Consider the following 2,725-nt stretch of genomic DNA (forward strand, 5'->3'; position numbering starts at 1 on the left):
GCCTAAAGTTAGTGGTTATACAATATGTGATTTTTTACGCAAAACTACTATGTTTAAAGATACACCAATTGTATTTTTATCGACTAAAGATGGTATTCTTGATAGGACTAGAGCTAAGTTAATAGGTGCTAATGATTATCTATGTAAATCTTCTAGCCCAGAAAAAGTTGTGGAAGTCGTAGAAAAATATGTAAGTTTTAAAGAGTTTAAAAAATCCCAAATTATCAGTTTAGAACGAGGATATAATTTTACTCGTTTGGCTGTAGAAAGCTAATTTAAACAATTAATAATTAACAATTAATAATTAATAATTACCTCTTATTAAAAATCAGAGGATTGGTTCAAAGGAAATTTTTTTTATCCTTGAAATGAGAGGCTTTAAACCTTGATTTTTCATTTTTCGGTAATTTTTTGAATTATTTGATGATTATATATACTTAGATTAATATCCTGCTATATTCAATTAATAATGACTAGAAAATTAAATCTATACTCAGAAAAAATGAAAAAATAAAGAAAATATAGAAATAGTTGAGATTATGACGAGAGAAGTTAAATTTCAAAGGTGAATATCCTATAAAATGCTTGAATTAACAGCTCCAGAAGACAACAGTTAAGAGTTGTAAGTTACAAGAGAGTTTTTAATACAAAAAAAAAGTAAAATATAGTTTCACCAAATGATTTAAAAAACTATATACTATAAAATAATATAGTTAATGAGTAATATATGCTAGTAACTAATACGGGGTGCAATAAAATATGGAATGCCTTGGCTGTACTAGGCCAGAAACAAGCAACAGGCAAACTAATTATAGATAATGGCGAACAACAATGGCAGATTTACTTTTGTCGAGGACTAATGTTATATGCCACAGGAGGATTACATCAAACTAGACGTTGGTATCGAGCAATTAGTCAATATTGTCAGCATCTAAAATTTAACGCTAGTTTATTATCCAATGAAGAATTATGGGAATATCAACTTCTCAAACAAGGTATTACGCAAGAGCAAATAACTTTAGAAGAAGGAAAAGCAATTATTCGTAATAGCAGCTATGAAATCTTATTTTCTTTAGCAAGCCAACCAGTGTTAAATTTAAACTGGCATTCCTATCAAAAATTAACTTCGGAAATTGTTGCTAACTTAGCATTATCTCCACCAGAATTAAAACAAATCCTAGAAGGATCACAAAAACTCTGGGAACGTTGGGATAAAATGGGCATTACTGATATTTTCCCAGAACAAGCTCCAATAGTGAAAAAATCTGTAAAATTACAAACTCGTCTCTCTACAGCATCTTTAGAGGCGATTACTAATCAATTTAATGGTCAAAATACTTTGTGGGATATTGCAGTGCAAAAGAAGCAATGTTTAGCCTTAACAACTCGTACTTTATATCATTTTTTTAAACAAGGTTTAATAGAAGTCCGAGCATTACCAGATTTACCCTCTCCTTTAGAACAATTACAGCTAGTTTACTCTTCCACAAATCACTCCAGACTTCCAATCGCTTGTATAGATTCAACACCAATAACAGGTAATTTTTTAGAGCAAATTCTTATGCCTAAAGGATATAAAATTGAGAAAATTACTGACCCAATGGAGGGAATAGGTTTAATGGCTAAAAATCCACCTGAATTAATATTTATGGATTTAGATATACCTAATGTTAATGGTTATGCACTATGTAATTTTTTGCGGACAGCTCCTGCTTATAAAGAAACTCCTATTATTATTTATACTGCCCAAGATAGTTGGATAAATCGCGTTAGAGCGCAAGTGGCAGGTGCAACAGATTTTTTAAGAAAACCAGCAAATGCAAAGAAAATTTTAGAAATAGTAGAAAAATACTTAAAGTCAAAAAAACAGCAATCTAAAAGTAAAACTAATTTAGTCACATCCCAATCATTGGTTTTGGCACGCTAATTGAATATTGAGTCAGATAATTTTGAGTTTAATGTACAATAATAAAAATTTAACTAAGTAGGTGGGATAAAAGCTGATGATGTAGGTAAATAGAACAATAAACTGTATCAAAAAATTACCAATGACAGAATCAACAACGCCCAAAATGCGAACCGAAAGCGATAGTATGGGAAAGATTGAAGTACGAGCAGACCGTTATTGGGGCGCTCAAACCCAGCGATCGCTAATCTACTTCTCTATTGGGCAAGACTATATTCCACCAGAAGTTATCAAAGCATTTGCTATCCTGAAAAAAGCAGTCGCCCAAACTAACCAGGAAATGGGTAAACTCCCAGAAGACAAAACCAAATTAATCATTCAAGCAGCAGAAGAAATTATTGCCGGGAAACTAGATGGTAACTTCCCGCTACGAGTCTGGATGACAGGAAGTGGCACTCAATGTAATATGAATGTTAATGAAGTGATAGCTAACCGGGCGATCGAAATTGCTGGTGGAGAAATGGGAAGTAAAAACCCAATACATCCTAACGACCACGTTAATATGTCGCAGTCATCTAACGATACATTCCCCACTGCGATGCATATTGCCTCAGCAGTCGCATTACATGAAAAGTTACTGCCAAAAGTAAAAAAAATGCGAGATGCACTCCAACAGAAATCAGAAGAATTTTAGGAAATTGTCAAAATAGGGCGTACTCACCTACAAGATGCAGTACCTCTAACTTTGGGGCAGGAATTTTCCGGATATGTGGCGCAACTAGATGCAAATTTGCAACGTGTTACTCATACATTGCCAGA

2 protein-coding genes and 1 pseudogene are annotated in these 2,725 nt (G+C 33.0%); all 3 read left to right on the forward strand.

From position 1 onward, the window contains the following. On the forward strand, positions 1-274 hold a 274-nt coding region (locus F6K22_RS38005; protein ID WP_483244194.1), incomplete at its 5' end, for a response regulator. A gap of 453 nt (positions 275-727) precedes the next feature. Next, entirely contained in the window at positions 728-1,927 is a 1,200-nt protein-coding gene (locus F6K22_RS38010; RefSeq protein WP_293110032.1) for a response regulator, read from the forward strand. 166 nt (positions 1,928-2,093) lie between these two features. Then, positions 2,094-2,725: pseudogene (locus F6K22_RS38015) on the forward strand (lyase family protein); the annotation flags it as partial.

The organism is Okeania sp. SIO2F4, assembly GCF_010672385.1.
Lineage (GTDB): Bacteria > Cyanobacteriota > Cyanobacteriia > Cyanobacteriales > Microcoleaceae > Trichodesmium.